This window comes from Achromobacter sp. D10 (assembly GCF_035282245.1).
Classification (GTDB): domain Bacteria; phylum Pseudomonadota; class Gammaproteobacteria; order Burkholderiales; family Burkholderiaceae_B; genus Achromobacter; species Achromobacter insolitus.
This window is the reverse complement of the sequence record NZ_JAYJLE010000018.1, coordinates 25,537-47,488: the sequence shown is the minus strand read 5'-3', so window position 1 is coordinate 47,488 and position 21,952 is coordinate 25,537. Positions and strand designations below refer to the sequence as shown.

General features: G+C 65.8%; 21 protein-coding genes. 16 read left to right on the top strand and 5 right to left on the bottom strand.

What is annotated here, in order from left to right; genetic code table 11:
* The first annotated feature begins 84 nt into the window (after positions 1–84).
* Together VCS63_RS29035 and VCS63_RS29030 are read left to right on the top strand one after the other, a co-directional pair.
* Positions 85–993, top strand: coding sequence for a LysR family transcriptional regulator (locus VCS63_RS29035; protein WP_042793088.1), 909 nt, complete (start codon positions 85–87; stop codon positions 991–993).
* Positions 994–1,193: 200 nt separating this feature from the next.
* Positions 1,194–1,661 carry a MarR family winged helix-turn-helix transcriptional regulator gene (locus VCS63_RS29030; protein ID WP_223306531.1) on the top strand — a complete coding sequence of 156 codons (468 nt, stop codon included), beginning with the start codon at positions 1,194–1,196 and terminating at the stop codon, positions 1,659–1,661.
* Between the two features lie 20 nt (positions 1,662–1,681).
* On the opposite strand, the gene VCS63_RS29025 is transcribed toward VCS63_RS29030, so the two are convergent.
* Positions 1,682–2,671: an XdhC family protein gene (locus tag VCS63_RS29025; RefSeq protein WP_063960867.1), complete on the bottom strand. Its 990-nt coding sequence runs from the start codon at positions 2,669–2,671 to the stop codon at positions 1,682–1,684.
* Positions 2,672–2,733: 62 nt separating this feature from the next.
* Here VCS63_RS29025 and VCS63_RS29020 point away from each other — a divergent pair, with 62 nt between their 5' ends.
* The 5 genes from VCS63_RS29020 to VCS63_RS29000 all read left to right on the top strand — a co-directional run bounded on the left by VCS63_RS29020 (position 2,734) and on the right by VCS63_RS29000 (position 7,152).
* Complete coding sequence (locus VCS63_RS29020) at positions 2,734–3,366, top strand: nucleotidyltransferase family protein (protein WP_323881845.1); 633 nt, start codon at positions 2,734–2,736, stop codon at positions 3,364–3,366.
* A gap of 246 nt (positions 3,367–3,612) precedes the next feature.
* Positions 3,613–4,575, top strand: a complete 963-nt coding sequence (locus VCS63_RS29015) for an amidohydrolase family protein (RefSeq protein WP_042793091.1) — start codon at positions 3,613–3,615, stop codon at positions 4,573–4,575.
* A 19-nt stretch (positions 4,576–4,594) separates the two neighbouring features.
* On the top strand, positions 4,595–5,419 hold the full coding sequence (locus tag VCS63_RS29010; RefSeq protein ID WP_323881842.1) for an alpha/beta hydrolase: 825 nt from the start codon (positions 4,595–4,597) through the stop codon (positions 5,417–5,419).
* Positions 5,420–5,450: 31 nt separating this feature from the next.
* Positions 5,451–6,500 carry a 2,5-dihydroxypyridine 5,6-dioxygenase gene (locus VCS63_RS29005; RefSeq protein ID WP_042793093.1) on the top strand — a complete coding sequence of 350 codons (1,050 nt, stop codon included), beginning with the start codon at positions 5,451–5,453 and terminating at the stop codon, positions 6,498–6,500.
* 31 nt (positions 6,501–6,531) lie between these two features.
* Positions 6,532–7,152 carry an N-carbamoylsarcosine amidohydrolase gene (locus VCS63_RS29000; protein WP_042793094.1) on the top strand — a complete coding sequence of 207 codons (621 nt, stop codon included), beginning with the start codon at positions 6,532–6,534 and terminating at the stop codon, positions 7,150–7,152.
* A gap of 75 nt (positions 7,153–7,227) precedes the next feature.
* Here VCS63_RS29000 and VCS63_RS28995 read toward each other — a convergent pair whose 3' ends face one another.
* Genes VCS63_RS28995 through VCS63_RS28980 form a run of 4 tightly spaced genes read right to left on the bottom strand, consistent with a single transcriptional unit; the run spans position 7,228 to position 10,706 of the window.
* Positions 7,228–7,746, bottom strand: a complete 519-nt coding sequence (locus VCS63_RS28995) for an aromatic-ring-hydroxylating dioxygenase subunit beta (protein ID WP_042793095.1) — start codon at positions 7,744–7,746, stop codon at positions 7,228–7,230.
* A gap of 17 nt (positions 7,747–7,763) precedes the next feature.
* Positions 7,764–9,053: an aromatic ring-hydroxylating dioxygenase subunit alpha gene (locus VCS63_RS28990; protein WP_042793096.1), complete on the bottom strand. Its 1,290-nt coding sequence runs from the start codon at positions 9,051–9,053 to the stop codon at positions 7,764–7,766.
* A 37-nt stretch (positions 9,054–9,090) separates the two neighbouring features.
* Positions 9,091–10,389, bottom strand: coding sequence for an NAD(P)/FAD-dependent oxidoreductase (locus VCS63_RS28985; protein WP_253637338.1), 1,299 nt, complete (start codon positions 10,387–10,389; stop codon positions 9,091–9,093).
* A gap of 2 nt (positions 10,390–10,391) precedes the next feature.
* Positions 10,392–10,706, bottom strand: coding sequence for a non-heme iron oxygenase ferredoxin subunit (locus VCS63_RS28980; RefSeq protein WP_042793098.1), 315 nt, complete (start codon positions 10,704–10,706; stop codon positions 10,392–10,394).
* A 402-nt stretch (positions 10,707–11,108) separates the two neighbouring features.
* Between VCS63_RS28980 and VCS63_RS28975 the strand changes: the two genes are divergently transcribed.
* The 9 genes from VCS63_RS28975 (at position 11,109) to VCS63_RS28935 (ending at position 21,718) form a co-directional block, all read left to right on the top strand.
* Positions 11,109–12,212, top strand: a complete 1,104-nt coding sequence (locus tag VCS63_RS28975) for a TRAP transporter substrate-binding protein (protein ID WP_042793099.1) — start codon at positions 11,109–11,111, stop codon at positions 12,210–12,212.
* A gap of 23 nt (positions 12,213–12,235) precedes the next feature.
* Positions 12,236–14,638: a xanthine dehydrogenase family protein molybdopterin-binding subunit gene (locus tag VCS63_RS28970; protein ID WP_063642676.1), complete on the top strand. Its 2,403-nt coding sequence runs from the start codon at positions 12,236–12,238 to the stop codon at positions 14,636–14,638.
* Positions 14,635–15,462, top strand: coding sequence for an FAD binding domain-containing protein (locus VCS63_RS28965; protein ID WP_042793101.1), 828 nt, complete (start codon positions 14,635–14,637; stop codon positions 15,460–15,462). The genes VCS63_RS28970 and VCS63_RS28965 overlap by 4 nt, the downstream gene beginning before the upstream one ends.
* Before the next feature lie 5 nt (positions 15,463–15,467).
* Positions 15,468–16,694, top strand: a complete 1,227-nt coding sequence (locus tag VCS63_RS28960; RefSeq protein ID WP_280134417.1) for a xanthine dehydrogenase family Fe-S subunit — start codon at positions 15,468–15,470, stop codon at positions 16,692–16,694.
* Between the two features lie 64 nt (positions 16,695–16,758).
* Entirely contained in the window at positions 16,759–17,784 is a 1,026-nt protein-coding gene (locus VCS63_RS28955) for an ABC transporter substrate-binding protein (RefSeq protein ID WP_063642678.1), read from the top strand.
* Positions 17,781–18,590 carry an ABC transporter ATP-binding protein gene (locus tag VCS63_RS28950; RefSeq protein WP_042793104.1) on the top strand — a complete coding sequence of 270 codons (810 nt, stop codon included), beginning with the start codon at positions 17,781–17,783 and terminating at the stop codon, positions 18,588–18,590. Before VCS63_RS28955 ends, VCS63_RS28950 begins: the two co-directional genes overlap by 4 nt.
* Positions 18,587–19,360, top strand: a complete 774-nt coding sequence (locus tag VCS63_RS28945; protein WP_323881835.1) for an ABC transporter permease — start codon at positions 18,587–18,589, stop codon at positions 19,358–19,360. Before VCS63_RS28950 ends, VCS63_RS28945 begins: the two co-directional genes overlap by 4 nt.
* Before the next feature lie 73 nt (positions 19,361–19,433).
* Complete coding sequence (locus VCS63_RS28940; RefSeq protein WP_042793106.1) at positions 19,434–20,057, top strand: TRAP transporter small permease subunit; 624 nt, start codon at positions 19,434–19,436, stop codon at positions 20,055–20,057.
* A gap of 2 nt (positions 20,058–20,059) precedes the next feature.
* A complete protein-coding gene (locus VCS63_RS28935) occupies positions 20,060–21,718 on the top strand; it encodes a TRAP transporter large permease (protein WP_063642680.1) in 1,659 nt (552 codons plus the stop codon).
* The last annotated feature ends 234 nt before the right edge of the window (positions 21,719–21,952 follow it).

Below are 21,952 nucleotides of genomic sequence, written 5' to 3'. Positions count from 1 at the left end.
TAGAGAAGGCGGTTTGATTGATGAATCAGATTTTTTGGATAGAATGATCTTGAATTCAGATCAATAGAGAGCTCCGCTTCCGGCATGCAGATCAATCTTTCCATGCGCGACATCGACACCACGCTGGTGCTGGGCCGCACGCTCAACTTCCGCCAGGCGGCCGCGCAACTGCATTTGTCTCAATCGGCCCTGTCCACGCAGATCCAGCGCATCGAGGACGCGCTCGGGGTGCGCTTGTTCGACCGTACCACCCGCACGGTGCGGCTGACCGCCGCCGGCGAAGTCTTCATGCAACAGGCCGCTGCCTTGCAGGTCGCTTTTCGCGATGCGATCGCCGCGGTCAGCGGCATCGTCAACGCGGAGCAGGGCCAGGTCTCCGTGGCCGCCTTGCCTTCGGTGGCTGCGCGGCTGCTGCCGCGCGTGCTCATGGCCTACCGGCAGGCGCACCCGCTGGTCGCCTTGAAAGTGCGCGACACCTTGTCGGGGCCGGCCTTCGATCTGGTACGCGCGGGCGAGGTTGATTTCGCCCTGACCGCTGCCGATCCGCAGCACGCCGACCTGCACTATGTGCCGCTGATGTCCGACAGCTTTCTGCTGCTGATCCCGGAAGCCCATCCGCTGGCGCGCGCCCGCGGACCGTTGCGCTGGGCCGATACGGCGGACGCCGCGCACGTGTCCATGGTGCAGCCCAGCAGCGTGCGCCAGTACACGGAATGGGCCTTTCTGCAGAACCGGATCCGCTTCACGCCGGCGTTCGAGGCCGAACACCTGACCACCATCGTCGCCATGGTCGAATGCGGCTTCGGCGTGGCCGCGCTGCCGGAGATCGCGGCCGGCGCAGTGGCGCAAAATGGCATCGTCCAACGCCCGCTGATCGGCCCGGTGGCGGAACGTTCCATCGGGCTGGTGACGGCGCGAAACCGCAGTCTGTCGCCCGCTGCGGCGGCATTGGTGCAGACCTTGAAGGAGTATCTGGCGGAGCAGGCGCGCTAAGGTCCGTGAACCCTGAATCCGGGGCTGCGCGCAGAGGCGTTTGATTTCACGCAATCGTCCGTCGCGCGCCGCTCGACAGGACACGGCCGGTGGTATTATCCTCAGTGCACTAACTAAATTGGAGCTGCCTCAACGTGCCGGATGTACAGAAAAAGACGACGTCCTTGAAGCGCGTCGCAACTCAGAAGACAGACACCAAGATTTTCGATCCGGCCAAGCAGGTGCTGTGGTCGCGTCCCGGCTATCTGGTGCGGCGCCTGAACCAGATCCACTACGCCATGTTCTACGAAGAATGCAAGACGCAGAACGTGACGCCGGTGCAATATGGCGTGCTGACCGCGCTGTCGCTCAGTCCCTGGCTGGACCAGACCGCCATCGGCATGGAACTGGGGCTGGACCGCACGACCACCGCCGATGTGGTCAAGCGCCTGCAGGAACGGGGGCTGGTGGAACGCCGCATCAATCCTAACGACAAGCGTTCGCGCCAGGCCGTCATCACTCAGGAAGGCCTGCGTATCATGGGCCTCCTGCAGGAGGGCATGGCCCGGGCCCAGCAGCGCCTGCTGGAGCCCCTGTCCACGCGCAATCAGGAAATCTTCATGAAGCTGCTGTCCACCCTGGTGGAAGCCAACAACCAGTACAGCCGCACCACGCTCAAGCCCATGTAGGGCAGGGGCCGGCAGCGGCCTCAGCCTTGCAGCGCGTTCGCCTGCGGCGCGCTGCGGGCGGCCTCGCCGTCTCCCAGCGTATTGCGGACCCAGATCAGTTCAGCGGCGATCGCCACCGCGATCTCGGCGGGTGTCTTGCTGGCGATGCGCAGGCCCACCGGGCCATGCAGCCGGCCGATCTGGTTTTCATCGAGGTCGAACAGCCGCAGCCGTTCGCGGCGCTTTTGCTGGTTCGCGCGCGAACCCAGCGCACCCACGTAGAACGCCGGGGATTTCAACGCCTCCAGCAAGGCCATGTCGTCGAGCTTGGGGTCATGCGTCACCGCGACGATGGCGGTGCGTTCGTCCGTGCCGATCTCCAGCACGGCGTCATCGGGCATGCAGGTAAGCAAGGTCGTCTGGGACAGGTTCCAGTCGCCGGAGAACTCTACGCGCGGGTCGCATACCGTGACGTGGAAATCCAGCGTGGCGGCCACGTTGGCCAACACCTGCGCAGTCTGGTTGGCGCCGATGATCAGCAGCCGCCAGCGGGGGCCGTAGACGCTGCGGAAGATGCGCCCGTCGAAATCCGGGCCATCGGCCGGACCGGCGGGAGACACCGAACTGCTGCCGTCCTGCAGGTCCACCGTGCGCTGGACCAGGCGATGGCCACGGATGGCCGCCAGCACGATGTCCAGCCATTGCGTGTCGCGCAGCGGCTCGCTGATCAGGCGCAGTGTGCCGCCGCAAGGCAGGCCGAAGCGAGCGGCTTCGTCGCGGGTCACGCCATAGGTCAGGCGCGCGGGAGCGTCTTCGAGCGTTCCGTCGCGGGCGCGCCCTATCAGGTCGTCTTCGATGCAGCCGCCCGAAACCGAGCCCACCATGCGGCCGTCGTCGCGCAGGGCGAGCATGGCGCCCGCCTGGCGCGGGGCGGAACCCCAGGTCTGCACCACGGTTACCAAGTGCACGCGGCTGCCCGCGGCAACCCAGTCCCGGGCATGTTGCAATACGTCCAGATCCAGAGCGTTCATCGGCTTCTCACAGGGGAATGCCCGTGGCGCTGCCACGGCTTATATTCACTATACTGATCATCATGGCGAATGTCTCTAGTGTCTATCCCTACCCGGCGAGCACCCCCTGGCGCGTCGGCATCCTGCTGGCGGCCGGGCAAGGTTCGCGTTATGCCCTGCATCGGCCTGGCGCCGACAAGCTGCTGGCTCCATTGTCGCAGGGAGTGTGTGTGGCCGTAGCCAGCGCGCGCGCGTTGCGCGCGGCGGTGGACATGGTCATTGCGGTGGTGCGTCCGGGCAGTTCCGTCCTGGCCGGCCTGCTGCGGGCAGAGGACTGCGACGTGCTGGAGACCGACCGGGCGGACGAGGGCATGGGAGCAAGCCTGGCCGCGGCCGCGCAATACATACAGGCCTTTCCCCACGCACCCCAATCCGTGCTGGTGGCGCTGGCCGACATGCCCTGGATCCGGCCTGCCACCCTGGAGCGCGTGCTGGCCACGCTGCGCCACGCGCCGATGGCGGCGCCATCGTATCAGGGGCAGCGCGGCCATCCGGTAGGGTTTGGCGCGGAGCTGTTGCCGCAACTGGCGGGTCTGAGCGCGGACGAAGGCGCCCGCCGGCTGCTCAAGCAGCCCGGGCTGTGTCTGGTCGACGTGGACGATCCGGGCGTGTTGCGCGATGTCGACACGCCAGCCGATCTGGACGGAGCCGGCTGAACGCCGTTCGCAGGAAACGCCGCCTCGGCGGCATTTTTTTTGGCTCCGGGATTTCCCTAATTTGTCAGTACGCTGATTATAAAGTCAGTATACTGACGTAAATTCGGAAGCCGTGGCAGGCGGTTCCCTATGGGAAATTGGCTGCGCGAGGTTCCGGTTGTTCCGATGTAATAGTCAGTGTACTGATAAACAATGCTGACGCGCCGTGGCAGGACAGGGTCCAGCCATCAAACTGGGAGTAGGGGAATGAGCAAAATACGCAAGATCGCGTTCGAGGAGCACTACACCGCGGTCGGGTTCAAGGACTATTCGAAGAGCTTTGCGCAGCACATCGATCCGACCGTGCTGGCCGACCTGGCCGCCCGCCTGGTGGACTTCGACGAGGTCCGGCTGGGCGAAATGGATCGCGGCGGCATCGACTACGTCATCCTGTCGCAGACGGGGCCGGGCGTGCAGGCGGAGGCCGACGCCGCCGTGGCGTTGCGCCGCGCCAAGGAGAACAACGATTTCCTGGTCGAGCAGGTGGCGCGCCATCCCACGCGTTATGGCGCCTTTGCCACCGTGCCCATGCACGATCCGCGGGTTGCAGCCGCCGAGCTGGAACGCTGCGTCAAGCAACTGGGCTTCAAGGGCGCGCTGATCAACGGCCACACCAACGGCGTGTATTACGACGGGCGCGCCTACGACCCGTTCTGGGAGAAAGTGCAGGAGCTGGACGTACCCGTCTATCTGCACCCGTCGGATCCCTACGTCATCCCCCAAGCCTATACAGACCATCCCGAGCTGGTGGGCGCCTGCTGGGGCTGGGGCGTCGAAACCGCCACCCACGCGCTGCGGCTGCTGTTTGGCGGCGTGTTCGACCGCTATCCCGGCGTCAAGCTGATCCTGGGCCACATGGGCGAGGGGCTGCCCTTTCTGCGCTGGCGCTTCGACAGCCGCTTCGCGGTGTACTCGCACGGCATCAAGCTGGCGCGCGCGCCGTCCGAATACCTGGGCAGCAACATCGTCATCACGACCTCCGGCGTCTGTTCGCCTCCGACGCTGATGGCGGCCATCGCCGAGATGGGCCGCGAGGCGGTGATGTTCTCGGTGGACTATCCCTACGAATCGACAGCGCTCGCCGTCGAATTCATCGAGCAGACGCCGATGGACGAAGCCACCCGCGAACTGATCTGCCACGGCAACGCGCGGCGCCTGTTCAAACTCTGAGCCAGACCGGGAGACCGACATGAGCACCTTCCTGTACGGCGGCAACGTGCACGCCAACGGCATACGCCAGCATTACCTGCGCTACGGCGGAGAGCGCGGGGCCGGGCGCGATCCGGTCATCATCGTGCCCGGCATCACCAGCCCGGCGGTTACCTGGGGTTTCGTGGGAGAGCGTTTCGGCGCGTCCTTCGATACCTATATCCTGGACGTGCGCGGCCGCGGCCTGTCGGAAGCGGGCGCGGCGCTGGACTACAGCCTGGACGCGCAAGCCGCCGACGTGCTGGCCTTCGCCGAAGCGCTGGGCCTGGCGCGCTATAGCGTGGTGGGCCATTCCATGGGCGGGCGCATCGGCGTGCGGGCCGGCAGGGGCAAGCCCGCAGGCTTGAGCCGGCTGGTCCTGGTGGACCCTCCCGTATCGGGCCCGGGCCGCCGGCCGTATCCCGCCAAACTGCCGTGGTATGTCGATTCCATGGCGCAGGCCCGGCAGGGCATGGACGCCGAAGCCATGCGCGCGTTCTGCCCGACCTGGACGCAAGAGCAGCGCCAGTTGCGCGCTGAATGGCTGCATACCTGCGATGAACGCGCCATTATCCAGAGCTTCGAGGCATTCCAGAGCGACGACATCCATGCCGACCTGCCGCGTCTGGAGGTGCCGATTCTGTTGGTCACCGCGGAGCGGGGCGACGTGGTGCTGGATGCGGACGTGAGCGAGATCCAGCAATTGGCGCTCGGCACGCGGCATCATCGGGTGCCTGCCGCCGGTCACATGATTCCATGGGACAACGAGGAAGGCTTCTACGCGGCCTTCGGCGATTTCCTGGGCGCGCCCCTGGTGCGCGCATGACGCGCGCGGGCTGTCAAGCAAGGAGGACATCATGCCTATAAGCGACTACGAAATGGTGAAGGCCTGGCAACAGGTGCTGACTCTGTCCAAGCTGCAGGCGGGGCAGACCGTTACGGTGCTGACCAGCGCGGCGACCCACCCACAAACACTGGCCACGGCGCTGATCGCGACGCAATCCATGGGCGCCGTCGTGAACCGCCTGGACCTGCCGCCCGTCAACGGCGAACGCGCGCTCAGCCGGGATTCGCTGGCCTATCTGGGCACCACTCCGCTCACCGGGAACAAGGCCGCCATCGCGGCGCTGAAGGAAAGCGATCTGGTGCTGGACCTGATGACGCTGCTGTTCTCGCCGGAACAGCACGAAATCCTGGCCACGGGAACCAAGATCCTGCTGGCGGTGGAGCCGCCCGAGGTGCTGGCGCGATTGGTGCCGACGGAGGCCGATCGCCAGCGAGTCAAGGCCGCGGCCGCTCGTATCGGCACGGCGCGTGAGATGAGCGTGGTGTCGGAAGCGGGCACGGATCTGCGCTGCCCGCTGGGCGAGTTTCCCGCCATCAGCGAATATGGCTTTGTCGACGAACCGGGGCGCTGGGATCACTGGCCCAGCGGCTTTGTGCTGACCTGGCCGAACGAAGGCGGCGCCAATGGCAAGATCGTGATCGACGTGGGCGATATCCTGCTGCCGCAGAAGCTCTATGTGCGCTCGGCGATTGAGCTGACGGTGGAGAATGGCTACGCCACGCGCATCGACGGCGGCGTCGATGCCGAGCTGCTGCGGGAATACGTGGCCTCGTTCAGGGATCCGGAGGCCTACGCGATCTCTCACATCGGGTGGGGGCTGCAGCCGCGCGCGCACTGGACCACGCTGGGCCTGTACGACCGCGAAGCCACCATAGGAATGGACGCGCGGGCCTACGAGGGCAACTTCCTGTTTTCGCTGGGCCCCAACAATGAGGCCGGCGGCAACCGCACCACGACCTGCCATATCGACATCCCGTTGCGCGGCTGCACCGTGCGGCTGGACGGAGAGGACGTGGTGCGCCAGGGCAAGGTGCTGGACGGCGCCGGTTCCCAGGCCTAGGCAAGCAATCATCGCTCAAGGAATTCCACACATGAATGACGATATCTCGGCCTATGAACGCCAGGGCTTCGGCGCGTCCATGGCGCCCAAGGCTCCCTACGGCCTGCTGATCGTGGACCTGGTCAACGGTTTCGCGGATCCGGCGGTGTTCGGCGGCGGCAACATCCCGCAGGCCATCGAGCAGACGATCGGATTGCTGGCGCATGCGCGCAAGCAAGGCTGGCCGGTGGCGCACAGCCGCATCGTGTTCGCCGACGACGACGCGGACCACAACATCTTCACGCTCAAGGTCCCGGGCATGCTGACCTTGAAGGAAGCGGACCACAACAGCGCCATCGTGCCGCAACTTGCGCCCGCGGCAGGCGAACTGGTGGTGCGCAAGACCGTGCCCTCGGCGTTCTTCGGCACCAGCCTGGCGGCCTGGCTGGCGCAGCGCGGGGTGCAGACGCTGCTGGTTGCGGGGGCGGTCACCAGCGGCTGCGTGCGCGCCAGCGTCGTGGATGCCATGCAGTACGGGTTCCGGCCACTGGTGGTGTCGGACTGCGTGGGCGACCGCGCCATTGGCCCGCATGAAGCCAATCTATTCGATATGCAGCAGAAGTACGCCACCGTGCTGACGCGGGACGAAGCCTTGCGCGCCACGCAGGCCTGAAGCGGCGCCTGGCGCCGCCACGAAAAAAGGGGTTGCACCGCGAGGCGCAACCCCTTTTTACTGGCGTTTCTACTTCTAGACCGGATAGACCAGGTCGTTGGCGAGGATGGTGGTGTCATACACCACCTGGCGCTCCTTCAGCTTGAGCACGCCATCCTGCCGCAGGTAGCGGTCATAGTAGGTGCCGGCCAGATGCAGTGTGGTGGGGCCTTCCACCAGCGTCTGCATGAGCATGAACGCAGCCTGGGATTCGATCTCGCCATTGGCGGATTCGCTGATGACGCGGGTATTGCTGACCAGATGCAGCATGTAGCGCGGCGCGAACATCTGAGTGCGCGAGATGGCCACGGCGCGGTCATGCATCATGGCCCGGCCTTCGGAATAGACCAGACCCACCGGCAGGCCCAGTTCGGCGTTCTCGCGCGCGGTGACGCGGTACAGGCCGTCTTCGGTAAAGAAGTCCGGCCAGGCCTCGACCTGGCCTGCGTCCAGGGTGGCGCAGTAGTCGGCGTGGAACTCCTCGATCTCCTGGCGCAGGGCAATGGCGCGGGCGGGATCGATCTTGCGGGGGGAAAATTCGAATCGGGTTCTCATGTTTCTCGGTTCCTGCCTCAAAAGCCCATCACGCCGCGGTAGTAGCTGTACATGGAGCGGATGGCGGCTTCCGAAATCAGCGTGTTGGAAGTGCCTTGCTTGCCGGATTCCAGCTTCAGCACATTGACGTCGGTACTGGCGCGGCGCACGCCTTCCTGCACGAACTTCATCGCTTCGTTGTCTTCCAGGCCGAGGAATCCGGCCGGACCCATCAGGTTGCCCTGGCGCAGGCGGTGACGTTCCATTTCGGGCGTGTCGTCCTCGTAGCCGAACATGGTCCATTGCATGATCATGCTGTCCGGGCCATTGGGCACGATCTGGCGCACGCCCAGCGTGTTCATTTCGCGCTGCACGATGAGGTTGGGCCACACGGTCTGCATGGTGACCGACCAGGGCGAATCGAATTCCTTGACGAACTCCAGGAAACGGTCGTCCTGCAGGTGCAGGCCGTCGTGGAAGGAGCGCATCTCCTTCTTGTTTTCTTCGCTGACGTTGGCGTACTTGTCTTCGCTCTTGGCCGAGGCCATGGTGCCGTGGCGCCCGTGCACCGGATCGACCAGCATGGCGGACTTGTTGCCCGCTACGAGCAGCCCGAACACCACCAGGAACGAGTGCAGCAGCGTGGCGTGGTACGGATCCTTCAGATTCTCGTGGTACATCTTCCAGTTGCACGGCAGTTCATTGCGGTAGTAGCCGTGGATCTTGAGCTTCTTGCCCGGGAAGACGGTATCGAAATCGGCCAGGATCTCGGGCGTCAGGTATTCCTCGATGGGTTCGACTTCGTCGCTGTAGGACGCGAAGATGACGCCGTTGCGCGTGGTGACGCGCAGCTTGCGCAGGCCGTGTTCTTCGTTCTTGAAGTCCTTGGGCATGCCGCCTTCGCGATTCACGCCGCGTTTGAAGGGAATGCCTTGCAGATTGCCCTTCAGGTCATAGGACCACTGGTGGTAGGGGCAGACGAACTCCTTGGCATTGCCCTGGCTGTTGCGGCAGAACTCCGCGCCGCGGTGGGCGCAGCGGTTCTCGAAGACGTTGACCGAACCGTCCTCGGCGCGCGAGACCACGACCGGGGTGGGCCCCACGTAGGACCGCTTGTAGTCGCCGGGATTTGGCAGCTCGGCTTCCAGGGCTACGTAATTCCAGGTCTTGCCGTGGAAGATTTTCTCGACTTCCTGGTCGTACACCGCGCGGCTGGTGTAGACCCAGTCCGGAATGTAGTGCAGCGCGTCTTCGGGCCAGACACAGTCGGCCAGGGCGGTGTCCTTGGACGCCATCGTGAGGCCGATGACGGTTTGCGATTGATACATGAAAAGCTCCTGTCGATGCGGGGGCGGTAATTGGAGTTCAGGACGCGGCGGCGTTCTGCTGGCAGGACTTGACCAGGGGCTTGAGCGCCACGGTCTCGTCGGCGTACCGCTGCGGGTCGATGGCGATGCCTTGTTCGAACAGCACGCGCAGCTGGCGCAGGTCGCCGCCGGCGTTGATGGCAATGGCATGCACCGGCACGCCGTCGCGGTGGCCGAGCCAGATGAACTTGGGCGCCTCGGCCTGCGCTTGCGGCACGCCGCGGCAGGCGTAGACGAGATCCGGCTGTGGCAGGCCCAGCATCTGCACGTTGCAGCCATACTGATCCGTCCAGAACCAGGGATAGGGTTCGGCGGGGGCGGGCTTGCCCAGCATGCCCGCGGCGGCGGCGCGCGCCTGTTCATTGGCGTTCTGCCAGGACTCCAGGCGCATGGCCTGGTTGAGGTGGCGGCGGTGCTGGCTGGCGCAATCGCCTGCGGCATACAGGTAGGGGTCGCTGCTGCGGCAGGCGGCGTCGACCTGGATACCGCCATTGGCGGGATCCAGCGCCAGTCCGGCCTGGGCGGCCAGGGACACCTCCGGCACCAGGCCGATTGCCACCACCACGACGTCGGCCGCTATCGTGTCCGCGTCCTGCAGTTCAATGGCGAAGCGCGCCTGGTGGCGGACCGTGGCGTCCGCGTGAGGCTGCCAGCCGCTGCGGGCGATGCGCGCGCCCAGGCGCAGGTCCACCCCGGCGTGGCGGGCGCGCTCCGCCAGCCAGTCCGACAGGGCGGGAGGCAATACGCGTTCCAGCAGGCGCGGCGCGCTTTCCAGTACGGTGACCTCCGCGCCCAGCGCGCGCGCGGTGGATGCGACCTCCAGGCCCAGGAAGCCGCCGCCGATGACGGCGACTCGGGCTTGCGGCATAAGGCCGGCGCGCAGCGCCGCCGCGTCGTCCAGCGTCCTGATGTAGTGCACGCCCGGCGTGCCGCGCGGCAGGCTGGGCAATTCGCGCGCGCTTCCACCGGTGGCAAGCAGGCAGCGGCTATAAGGAAGGTCGCGGCCATCGGCCAGCCGGACCAGGCGGCGGGCAGGGTCGATCTGCACGGCCTCGGTGCCGGTCAGCAGCGTGACGCGCTGCCGTTCGTAGAAGTCCTCGGGATGCACGGCCGTCTGGCCGTGCGCGCCGGGCGCGTGCAATACGTCTTTGGATAGCGGCGGGCGTTCATAGGGCGCGTGCGCTTCCCGGCCGATCAGCGTGATAGGACCTTCGTGGCCCAGATCGCGCAGCGCCGCGGCCGCCACCGCGCCGGTCTGGCCGGCGCCGATGATGAGGATCGAGTCGGCGTCAGCCATGGTCAGCCTTGCAGGTTGGCATAGATGTCCTGGCCTTCGACTTTGACCGGATAGACGCGGATGTCGCTGGTTGCGGGCGCGCACATGGCCTGGCCGGTGCGGATATCGAATTTGGCCTGGTGCAACGGGCATTCGATGCAGCCGTCCTCCAGGTAACCGTCGGACAGCAGCGCGTAGGCGTGCGTACAGACGTTGTCGGAGGCGTAGAACTCGCCTTCGCTGCGATACAGCGCCAGCTGCTTTTCGCCGGCGGCGACGGGGATCACCTCGTCGTCTTCGGTCAGTTGGTCGGTAGAGGCAATGCGGATCCAGTTCATATCAACTCGCTAGTCAGTATGCTGAGTAATTGTCGTCAGTGTACTGCTTAAAAAAACAAGTCAGGAGCTAGGGATTTCCCCGACAGGCGGCAGGCTGGCGGCTGGCGGCGCGGGCCTATTATGCACGCCTGTTCAGGCTCGCGAGAGCGAGTGTCCGCTATATGAAAGGAGTACCCGCAAACCGCCTGAAGACTGCGCGCGAAATGTCGCCGAAATCGGTGTAAACCCAGGCGTTTCGCGGGTGCCGGGAGTGGGGATTTACCTTGTTGACACTCAAAATTACTGTCAGTATGCTGATCAACAATTCAGTGTGCTAACGTTTTTTCGGGTGTACGCGAGCGGCGTTGGCATGAGTTGAGGCGGGTCCAAGGGGACTCAATCGAATCAGATCGGGAGCAATGAATGCAACGACGCCGTTTCCTCGCACAAGCCGCCGGCGCAGCCGGCGCTGGCCTCGCCACCCTGGGCATGCCCGCCGTCGCGCAATCCGCGCCATCGGTGCGCTGGCGCATGTCCACCAGCTGGCCCAAGAGCCTGGACACCATCTACGGTTCGGCCGAAGACCTCTGCAAGCGCGTGGCGCAGCTGACCGAAGGCAAGTTCGAGATCCGCGCCTTTCCCGGCGGCGAACTGGTGCCCGCGGCGCAGAACATGGACGCGGTCAGCAATGGCACGGTGGAATGCAATCACGTGCTCAGCACGGCCTACATCGGCAAGAACACGGCGCTGACTTTCGATACCGGCCTGTCTTTCGGCCTGAGCGCGCGCCAGCACAACGCCTGGATCCACTACGGCGGCGGCATGAAGATGCTGCGCGAGCTCTATAAGAAGTACAACATCGTCAACCACGTCTGTGGCAACGTCGGCGTGCAGATGGGCGGCTGGTATCGCAAGGAAATCAAATCCGTCGCCGACCTCAAGGGCCTGAACATGCGCATCGGCGGCATAGGCGGCATGGTGCTCTCCAAGCTGGGCGCGGTGCCGCAGCAGATCCCGCCGGGCGACATCTACCCGGCGCTGGAAAAGGGCACCATCGACGCCGCCGAATGGATCGGCCCGTACGACGACGAGAAGCTCGGCTTCAACAAGGTGGCGCCGTATTACTACTCGCCGGGCTGGTTCGAAGGCAGCGCCTCGATCACCAGCATGGTGCACGACAAGGCCTGGGAGGCCTTGCCCCCGGCCTACCAGGCTGCTTTCGAGGCGGCGGCAGGCGAACAGACCATGCGCATGCTGGCCCACTACGATGCGCGCAACCCGCTGGCGCTGCGTAAGCTGATCGCCGGCGGCGCCAAAGTCAGCTTCTTCCCCAAGGAAGTCATGGACGCGGCATACAACGCTTCGCAGGAGCTATGGACCGAACTCTCGGCCAAGAACCCGGATTTCGCCGCGATCTTCCCCGACTGGAAGAAGTTCCAGGCCGAGCAGGCGGGCTGGTTCCGCGTGGCTGAAAGTCCGCTGGACAACTACACCTTCGCCGCCGTGGCGAAGGCCCAGGCCAAGTAACAAGCAGGAGACAGAGGGTAGTCATGACGACAGCAAACGCCGATACGCACGGCCGGCCAGGCAAGCCGCAAGGGGTGGGCGCGCGGGTGCCGCGCAAGGAAGACGCGCGCCATTTGCATGGCAAGGGCAATTTCGTGGCCGACATGGCCATGCCCGGGCTGAGCGAGGTGGCCTTTCTGCGCAGCCCGCTGGCACATGCGCGCATCGCTTCGGTGCGTGTGGCCGAGCAGATCGCGGACAAGGCGTTTGTGCGTCAGGCCATGGCCGACGCGCGCGACATCGTGGCGGATTCCACGCTGCCCACCTACCAGGTCTCGGCCCAGCCGCCACTGGCCTCGGGCAAGGTGCGCTTCGTGGGCGAGCCTGTCGCCATGGTGTTCGCGCCGACCCGCGCCGAGGCCGAAGACTACGCCGAGATGATCGAGGTCGACTATGACGACCTGCCGGTGTATGCGGACGTTGCCAGCGCCCAGGCGGCCCAGGGCGATTTCGTGCACGAGCAGTGGCGCGACAACGTCTTCGTGACGCTCAATGTCGACAAGCAGTTCGACGAACTGGCCGCGCAGGCGGAAGTGGTCGTGCGGCGCAAGATCGACCTGGCGCGGCAATGCATGGTGCCGATGGAAGGCAAGGCGGTCCTGGCGTACTGGGACCACCAGGCGGATCAACTGGTGGTCATCAGCGCCACGCAGGTGCCGCACATGATCCGCAGCGTGCTGGCCCAGTGCCTGGACCTGGAGCAGGGCCGCGTGCGGGTCGTGTCGCCCGACGTGGGCGGCGCCTTTGGCTACAAATGCGTGCTGCAGCAGGAAGAGCTGTGCGTGGCGTGGCTGGCCAAGACCTTCAAGCGGCCCTTCCGTTTCATCGAGGATCGCCGCGAGCACCTGACCGCGGGCGCCAATTCGCGCGAACACCATTATGAAATGGTGGCGTACGCCGACCGTCGAGGCAAGCTGCTGGCGCTGGACGCCAAGATCACCATCGACGGCGGCGCCTATTCGGTCTGGCCGTTCACCATCGGCCTGGAGCCCGGCCAGGCCATCGGCAACCTGCCGGGGCCATACGCATTCAAGGGCTATCGCTGCGTTACGCGGGCGGTGGCCACCAACAAGCCGGGCTTCGTGCCTTACCGCGGCGTGGCGCGCACCGGCGTCTGCTTCGCCATGGAATTGATGATGGACGCGATCGCCCGTGAGGTCGGACGCGAACCCTGGGAAATCCGGCAGGACAATCTGGTGCAGGGCGAGCAGATGCCCTTCGTCAACGTCACCGGCAAGCACCTGGACAGCGGCGACTATCCGGCAAGCCTGCAACAGGCCATGGACATGATAGGCGTGGACGCCATACGCGAGCGCCAGCGCAAGGGCGAAGCCGACGGCCGCCTCATCGGCGTGGGCCTCGCTACCTACACGGAGCAGGCTGCTCACGGAACCTCGGTGTTCGCCGCTTGGGGAACGCCCGTGATCCCGGGCTTCGACCAGGCCACCGCGCGGGTCACGCCCGATGGCGGGCTGGAGCTGCGGGTCGGCGTGCATTCGCACGGACAGGGCATGGAAACCACGTTCGCCCAGATCGCCAACGAGATACTGGGCGTTGACGTGGCCAGCATCAAACTGCTGCACGGCGACACCGGGCAGACGCCGTTCTCCACCGGCACCTACGCCTCGCGATCCCTGGTCATGTCGGGCGGCGCGGTGTCCCAGGCTTGCAAGCGCCTGCTGCCGCGCTTGACGCACATCGGCGCGCACTTGTTGCAGGCCGACCCGGCCAGCGTGGCCTGGAACGGGGACCGGCTGGAGGCCGGCGGCAAGTCTGTGTCGGTCAAGGACGTGGCCGACGCCTGGTATCTGCGGCCGCAATTGCTGCCGCCTGACGTGGACCCCAGCGGACTGGAAGTCACCGTGGGCTACAAGCCCAAGGTCGACACCGGCTGTTTCACCTATGCCACCCATGCGGCGGTGGTGGCGGTGGACCCGGGCACGGGCGGCGTGGAAATCCTGGATTATGTGGTGGTGGAGGACTGCGGGACCATGATCAACCCCATGGTGGTCGAGGGCCAGACCATCGGCGGCGTGGCCCAGGGCATCGGCACCGCGTTCTACGAAGAAACACCCTATGACGACAACGGCCAGCCGTTGGCCTCGACCCTGGCGGATTACATGTTGCCCGGCGCCACCGAAGTGCCGAACATGCGCCTGCATCACTTCGAGACGCCGTCGCCCCATACCGAATTCGGCGCCAAGGGCATGGGCGAGGGCGGCGCCATCGCGCCGCCGGCGGTGCTGTTCAATGCCGTCAACGACGCGTTAAAGCCATTGGGCGCGGCGGAGCTGTTGCGCACGCCGCTCTCTCCAATCAGGGTGCTTGCCGCCATCGCGCAGGGCAGCCGCAAGACCGAGGCTGCTGCCGTGGAGGTGACGGCATGAAGGCCGCTGCATTCGAATACACGCGCCCGGAATCGCTGCAAGACGCCTTGCGGGCGCTGCGCGCGCATGAAGGCCGCGCCAAGCTCATGGCCGGCGGGCAATCGCTGGGCCCCATGCTGAACCTGCGCCTGGCTCGCCCGCCCGTCGTCATCGACATCTCCGGCTTGTCCGAATTGCGCACGGTGACGCGCCAGGACGGCAAGCTGCGCGTGGGCGCGGCCGTGACCCACGCCGAGATCGAGGACGGCGTGCACGAACTGCTGCGCGGCACGCCGTTGCAGCAGGTGGCGCCGGGCATTGCGTACCGCGCCATCCGCAACCGCGGCACGCTGGGCGGTAGCCTGGCGCACGCGGACCCGGCAGCCGACTGGGTGCTGACGGTGGTCGGCCTGGGCGCGACGCTGGAGATCGCGGGGCCGGCAGGGGTGCGGATGCTGCCCGCCGAAGACTACATGCAGGGCGCCTACACCACCGGGCTGCGCGAGGACGAGCTGATTTCCGCAGTGCACATACCCGAGGCCGGGCCGCAGGCGCGCTGGGGCTATTACAAGTTCTGCCGCAAGACCGGCGAATTCGCCGAGGCCAGTTGCGCCGCATGGTTCGATCCCGCGGCGAAAACGGCGCGGATCGCGGTCGGCGCGCTGGATGGCGCGCCCAGGCTGCTGCCCCAACTGGCCGCGCGCATCGCGCAGCAAGGCCTGGCGGGCCTGGACGAGACGCTGCTGGCCAATGAACTGGCCGGCGTCATGCAGGACAAGGATGAACACCATCGCAAGCTGCACGGGACCGCGGTGACGCGCTGCCTGGCGCAAGCCTTGGGCTGACAGGAATAACCATGGTTCAGGTGACATTGGAAGTTAACGGCAAGCGCGTATCGCACGAGGCGCCCGCGCGCATGCATCTGGGGGATTTCCTGCGGGACCAGGCGCGCCTGACCGGCACCCATCTCGGCTGCGAGCACGGCGTATGCGGCGCGTGCACGGTGCTGGTGGACGGCGCGCCGGTGCGGTCCTGTATTTCTTTCGCCGTTGCATGCGAAGGGCGCCAGGTGACCACCATCGAAGGCTATGACGCCGACCCGGTGATGCAGCGGCTGCGCGCCGCCTTCACGCAGCATCATGCCCTGCAATGCGGCTATTGCACGCCGGGCATGCTGGCGACCTCGCGGGACATTGTGCTGCGGCTGCCGGATGCGGATGAAGCCCGGGTGCGGGTGGAACTGTCCGGCAACCTGTGCCGCTGCACCGGCTATATGGGCATTACCGCCGCGGTGATGGCGGTGCTGGCCGAGCTCAGGCAGCAGCCCGATCCCGCCGTGGAGGCGTTGCGCGCCGCCCAGGCGCAGGGTCGCGGCGCGGCGCCGACGACCGCCAAGCCGGTGGCATTCGCGGGATTCACTCCGGCGGCGTCCAGTTCGGGGGCTGCGCGCGACGGCGCAACGCCGGCCGCTACCGCGCCGGCCGCTGCGCCCGCCGCTGCTGCCGCCAAGAAAGAAGGCCGGGGCAGCCAGATCGACGGCGGTTTCACGGTGCCTTTTCCCGCGGCCGAAGTCTGGGCCTTCATGGTGGATCTGCCCGCGCTGGCCAGCTGCCTGCCGGGCGCCTCGATCGAGGAGCACGAAGGCGATCGAGTCAAGGGCAAGATCGCAATCAAGTTCGGGCCCATGTCCGCGGCGTTCAATGGCGCGGCCCGCCTGGAACGCGATGACGCCGCCATGCAGGCGGTGTTCCGCGGGGCAGGGCAGGACTCGCTGAGCCAGTCGCGCGCCAACGGCGATATCACCTACCGCCTGGAAGCGCTGTCGCCCACCGAGACCCAGGTCCATGTGAACCTGCTGTATTCGCTGCAGGGACCGCTGGCGCAGTTCTCGCGCTCCGGACTCGTGCAGGATTTCGTGCGCCGCATGATCGCGGATTTCGGCAACAACGTTACGGCCCGGCTGCGCCGGCCCGCTGCCGCGGGCGAGGCGCCGGCCCAGGCCAGCTTCAATCCCACGGCCATGTTCTTCAGCGTGCTGTGGGCGCGGATCAAACGGTGGTTCGGCCGCGGCGGCTGAGCATCGGGCAGGACGTGCGGCCGTGGATGCGGCCGCACGGTGTGGGCACATAACGGGGAAAATCATGCTCGCGGTATTCTCAAGGAATTGGCGCAACGCATTGTTGGGCCTGGCTGCTGTCGTGCTGAGCGCGCCCGCCTGGTCGCAGGCGCTGGAGCCGCTGCGGGTGAGGCTGGACTGGACGCCCTGGGGGGTGCATGGGGCGTTCCACCTGGCGCAGCAGAAGGGCTGGTACAAGCAGGCCGGCCTGGATGTGTCGCTCGAGGATGGCAATGGGTCGGTGACCACGGTGCAGATCGTTGGCGCGGGCGACAGTTTCGACGTGGGGCACGCCGCCCTGGCGTCGGCCATGATCGCTCGCGAAAAGGGCATGCCGGTCAAAGCGGTGGCGGTGTTCGCCAGGCAGAGCGATATCGGCCTGCTGGTTCCCGCCGATGCCGGGATCACCGGGCCTGCGCAGTTGAAGGGCAAAAAGGTGGCCTATACCGCCGGCTCGCTGGAAGCCCCCTTCATCGACGCGTTCCTGGCCGCCGGCAAGCTCAAGAAAAGCGATCTGGAATTGATCAACGTGGACGCCGCCGGCAAGGCGTCGACCTATGCGGTGGGGCGCGCCGACGCAGCGTTTTCGACCATCCCGTTCTTTCTTCCGGTGGTCTCGCAGAACCGGCCTTCCAACGCCGTGCGCTTTGCCGACTTTGGCCTGAACATGCCCAGCTTCGGCCTGTTTGCCAATGAGGCCAAGCTGGCGCAGCGCGCCGACGCGATTGCGCGCTTTGCGAGTGTCAGCGCGCGGGCCTGGGAATACATCTACGCAGGCCACCAGGACGAGGCCGTGGCTGCCATTCTGGCGCAGCGTCCCCAGGCGCGTCTGGACAAGAAAGTGCTGCGCGGCCAGATCGATGCCTTGCAACCGTACTTCGGCCAGCCGGCAGCGGGCGCGCGCCTGGGCGCGATCGTGCCCCAGGATTGGACGCAGGCCGTCACCACCTTGTCCTCCGTGGGCCTGATCTCCGCCAGCGCCCAGGCCTCCTCGTTCTATGCGCCGGACCTGGTGCACCCGGAACGTTACGACAGCCTGGTGCAACCATGACGCAGTGGGCCGTGGCCGCAAGCGACGTGCGCAAACGCTATCCGGGCGCGGCGGGCGTGGAGGCGCTGGCATCGGTATCGGTGGAGGTTCCCCGCGGCCGCTTTGTCAGCATTCTGGGCCCCAGCGGCTGCGGCAAGAGCACGTTCCTGCGTTGCGTGGCCGGTCTGGAGACCGTCTCCAGCGGGGATCTGCGGGTTGACGGCGTGCCGGTGCAGGGGCCGCCGGACGGCATGGGCATGGTGTTCCAGCGCGATGCGCTGCTGGAATGGCGCAGCGTCCGGCGCAACATCCTGCTGCCGGTGGAGTTTGCGCACAAACCGGTGTCGGCCTATGCGGAAAAGGTACGGTCGCTGCTGGCTTTGACGGGCCTGGAGCGGTTCGCCGAGAGCTATCCCCGCGAACTGTCCGGCGGCATGCGCCAGCGCGCCGCGATTTGCCGGGCGCTGGTGGACGATCCCCAGCTGTTGTTGATGGATGAGCCTTTCGGCGCGTTGGACGCGCTGACGCGAGACCAGATGAATGTCGAACTCCAGCGGATCTGGATGGAAACGCGCAATACGGTGCTGTTCGTCACGCACGGAATCGCCGAGGCAGTGTTCCTGGGCGACGTGGTCATGGTGTTTTCGCCGCGTCCGGGCCGCATTCTCGAAACCATAGAAATCGACCTGCCCAGGCCCAGGCCATTGGCGCTGCGCGAAACCCCTCGGTTCGGCGAGTATGTGCGGCACATCCGCGACATGTTCCAGGGCATGGGCCTGATAGACGAAGGCGCCCGGACTGTGTCCGGCCTGGAGGCCGTCCGATGATCGCGCTATTGAGAGGGGCGGGCCGGCGCATGGCCGGGCTGGTATCCGTGCTGGTCTTCCTGCTGCTCTGGGAAGCGGCCGCTCGCGTGTTCCACGTGCGCGCCATCATGCTGCCGTTGCCGGGGCAGGTAGCGCTGGAACTGGGCTCCGAATGGAGCTGGTATGCCGGCCATGCCGCGTACACGTTAATGACCACGCTGGCTGGCTTCGCGCTGGCGGTGGTATTTGGCGTGGCGATTGCCGTCATGCTGGTGGGATCGCGCTGGTTCGAGCGCTTTATCTACCCCCTTATCGTGGCCCTGAACAGCGTGCCGAAGGTTGCCATCGCGCCCCTGTTCGTGATCTGGATGGGCACCGGCGCCGAACCGAAGATCGCCATCGCCTTCCTGATCGCTGTGTTCGCCATGATTGTCGACACCGTCCATGGCTTGCGCTCGGTGCCGCAGGACGTGCTGGACCTGGGACGCGTGCTGAAGGGCTCGCGCCGCGATTTCTTCTTCAAGGTGCGGCTGCCCAGCGCGCTGCCATCGATCCTGGCGGGCATGAAGGTCTCGATATCGCTGGCGCTGGTCGGCGCCATTGTCGGGGAATTCGTGTCTTCGCAGCGCGGCCTGGGCTACGTGATCATGAGCGCCCAAGGCACCTTCGACACGGTGCGCGTGTTTGCCGCGATCTTCGTGCTCGCGCTGATGGGCATGCTGCTGTTCGCCCTGCTGGTCTGGCTGGAGCGGCGGGTGACGCCCTGGCTGAGGCATCGCGAAGAAGATTGACGGTTCAGGCCCGGGGCACCACGGGCTGCATGCAGGGCTGGTGCGTGATTAGAAACAATTCTGGGGAAAACAGATGCAAGCACTACTCGCCTTGTCGCGTGGCATAGACGCGATCAATCTGCGCATGGGCCGGGCCGTGTCCTGGGTCACATTGCTGGTCGTGCTGGTCAGCGCCGGCAACGCCATCATGCGCAAGGTATTCCACGACAGCTCCAACGCATGGCTGGAATTGCAGTGGTACATGTTCGGCGCGATGTTCCTGCTGACGGCGGGCTACACGTTGCTGAAGAACGACCACGTCAGGGTGGACATCATTTCCTCGCGCCTGTCGCGGCGGGCGCAGATCTGGATTGAAATCTTCGGCGTGCTGTTCTTTCTCATGCCGGCATGTCTGCTGATCATGTACCTGTCGTGGCCGGTGTTCATGGATTCGTATCTCAGCAATGAGCACTCCTCCAATTCCGGCGGGCTGATCCGCTGGCCAGTCAAATTGCTGATTCCGGTGGGCTTTGCGCTGTTGGTGCTGGCGGGCTTGTCGCACCTGATCAAGTGCGTGGGCTTCCTGCAGGGACGCTGCCGCGATCCGCGTGAACGCGAAGGCGCCAAGAGCGCGGAAGAAGAGTTGGCCGAGGAAATCGCCCGCGAGGCGCAGGCGCGCGAAGCCGCCGCGCAGAACGAACTGAACAAGGGTCGCTGATCATGGAGTTTCTCATTGCCAATCTGGCGCCGATCATGTTCGCGACGCTGATCGTCTTTCTTCTGCTGGGCTTTCCGGTGGCGTTCGCGCTGGCGGCCAACGGCATTCTTTTCGGCCTGGTCGGCATGGAACTGGGCTTGCTCAATTCTTCGTTGTTCCAGGCGCTGCCGCAACGCGTGTTCGGCATCATTTCCAACGACACATTGCTGGCCGTGCCGTTTTTCACCCTGATGGGCCTGGTGCTGGAACGGTCAGGCATGGCGGAGGACCTGCTGGAGACCATAGGCCAGCTGTTCGGTTCGATCCGCGGAGGCCTGGCCATTGCGGTGGTCTTCGTGGGCGCGATGCTGGCCGCGACCACGGGCGTGGTGTCGGCCTCGGTCATCTCGATGGGCCTGATATCGCTGCCCATCATGTTGCGCAACGGCTATGACCGCAAGCTGGCCAGCGGCGTGATCGCCGCGTCCGGCACGTTGTCGCAGATCATTCCGCCGTCGCTGGTACTGATCATCCTGGCCGACCAGCTCGGTCGCTCCATCGGCGACATCTACCGCGCCGCCATGGTGCCGGGCTTCATCCTCGCAGGCCTGTACATCGTCTACGTCGTGATCATGAGCCTGCTGAAGCCGGACTCCGCGCCCGCGTTGCCGGAAGAGGCGCGGCGTTTCCAGGAGCCCAACGGCGGCCGGGGCGGGCGTTCGCTGCTGGTGCTGATGGCTATCTCCGCGGTATCGGCCTATTTCCTGGGCCTCTGGGTCGAGAACAACACGGCGCCGATGGATGAGCGCATCGTGGTGGCGCTGCTGTTCTGGGGCGCGACCGCCTTCGTGATTGCGCTGGTCAACAAGGCGCTGGGCCTGGGGCTGTTGTCGGCGCTGGCGGAACGCGTGACCTTCGTGATGATTCCGCCGCTGGCGTTGATCTTCCTCGTGCTGGGCACGATCTTCATCGGCGTGGCCACGCCGACCGAGGGGGGCGCCATGGGCGCGGTGGGCGCCATCCTGATGGCGGTGGCGCGCCGCCGCCTCTCGCTGGACCTGCTCAAGCAGGCGATGGACACAACCACCAAGTTGTCCTGCTTCGTGGTGTTCATCCTGGTGGGGTCCACCGTGTTCGGCCTGACCTTCCGCGCCGTCAACGGCGACCTGTGGGTCGAGCATCTGCTGACCGGCCTGCCGGGCGGGCAGTGGGGCTTCCTGATCGTCGTCAGTATCCTGACCTTCGTGCTGGCCTTCTTCCTGGATTTCTTCGAGCTCGCGTTCATTATCGTGCCGCTGCTGGGACCGGTGGCAGATAAACTGGGCATAGACCTGATCTGGTTCGGCGTGATCCTGGCCGTCAACATGCAGACTTCCTTCATGCACCCGCCATTCGGTTTCGCGCTGTTCTATCTGCGATCCGTGGCGCCACGGGACCGCTACAAGGACAGGGTCACGGGGAAAATGATCGAGCCCGTCACCACCGGCCAGATCTACTGGGGATCGGTGCCGTTCATCGTGATCCAGCTCCTGATGGTCGCCGCGGTGATGGCTTTCCCGGGCATGGTGATGCACTACAAGGGGACAGCGGCCGCTGTCGATCCGAGTTCGGTCTCGTTGGATGTCGGGTCCAGCGGCTACGGCGGCAGCGCCTACGGCGCGGACGCCAATCCGTTCAAGTGATGCGGCAGGGGCGCCAGGCGGCGCCCCTTTTTTGTCGCTGTGCCGTCCCAAGGCGAATAAAGGCCTCTCAGGGCTTGAGGGCGTAAGTCGCCAGGAACGTGGGCAGGAAACGGTCGCTCAGGAAGCGCGGCCGGATCAGGCCTTGCTCCGCCAGCTCCGGCGCGCGGTCGCCGACGAACACGACCGGGTTGTAGAAGCTGCCTCAGAATGGAACAGGCAATGCGGCTCGCGCGC